Genomic DNA, 1160 nt, shown 5'->3' on the forward strand with positions numbered 1-1160 from the left:
CCCATTTATAGGTTATCAGCGCCAAGAGCGAGTGGAGCATGAGACATGCTGCAGTCCTGGGGCTTATAAATCGTCAGACTTTCGGAAATAACAACGCAGCGCGCGAAGATTTAGCCGAAACCTGAAATAAACAAGAACTGCTTATCTCTTCGGTAGCCGTTCAGTAACATCCGTAATATGGAGTAATAAAATGTCAGAGAACACTCTGGGTCTCATCAAAGAGAACGAAGTTAGATGGGTAGACCTTCGCTTCACAGATACACGCGGTAAAGAGCAACACGTTAGCATTCCATCTACAGAAGTTGACGAAGACTTCTTTGAAGAAGGCAAAATGTTTGACGGCTCATCAATTGCTGGCTGGAAGGGCATCAACGAGTCAGACATGATCCTTATGCCTGACGACACTACTTCGGTTCTTGATCCTTTCACTGAAGAAACCACACTCATTTTGCGTTGCGACGTTGTTGAGCCATCAACAATGCAAGGTTACGAGCGTGACCCACGCTCTGTTGCGAAACGTGCAGAAGAGTACTTGAAGTCTACAGGCATCGCAGACAGCGCCTTGTTTGGTCCAGAGCCAGAATTCTTCGTATTTGACGATGTTAAGTGGAAAGCTGATATTAGCGGCGCAATGTACCAAATCAGCTCTGAAGAAGCTGCATGGAGCGACCACGCAGAATTCGAAGGCGGCAACATCGGTCACCGTCCAGGCGTTAAAGGCGGTTACTTCCCAGTACCACCAGTTGATTCTTTGCATGACCTACGTGGCGCCATGTGTGCTGCAATGGAAGCAATGGGTCTTGTGATCGAAGTACACCATCACGAAGTGGGTACTGCTGGTCAGTGTGAAATCGGTGTTGGTGCAAACACGCTTGTTAAGAAAGCGGACGAAGTACAAATCCTTAAGTACTGCGTACATAACGTTGCACACGCATACGGCAAAACAGCGACATTCATGCCGAAGCCTCTAGTTGGTGACAACGGTTCTGGCATGCACGTTCACATGTCTCTTGCTAAAGATGGCAGCAACCTATTTGCTGGTGACGGCTACGCTGGCCTATCTGATGAGTGCTTGTACTACATCGGCGGTATCATCAAGCACGCTCGTGCAATCAACGCATTCACGAACTCATCAACCAACTCTTACAAGCGTTTGGTAC

General features: G+C 47.9%; 1 protein-coding gene. It reads left to right on the forward strand.

Features of this window, described 5'->3' with window-relative positions; genetic code table 11:
* Window positions 1-190: 190 nt before the first annotated feature.
* Window positions 191-1160: type I glutamate--ammonia ligase (gene glnA / locus A3750_RS12960; protein WP_068548346.1), on the forward strand; the 970-nt coding region annotated here is incomplete at its 3' end.

It is taken from the genome of Oleiphilus sp. HI0079 (assembly GCF_001635105.1).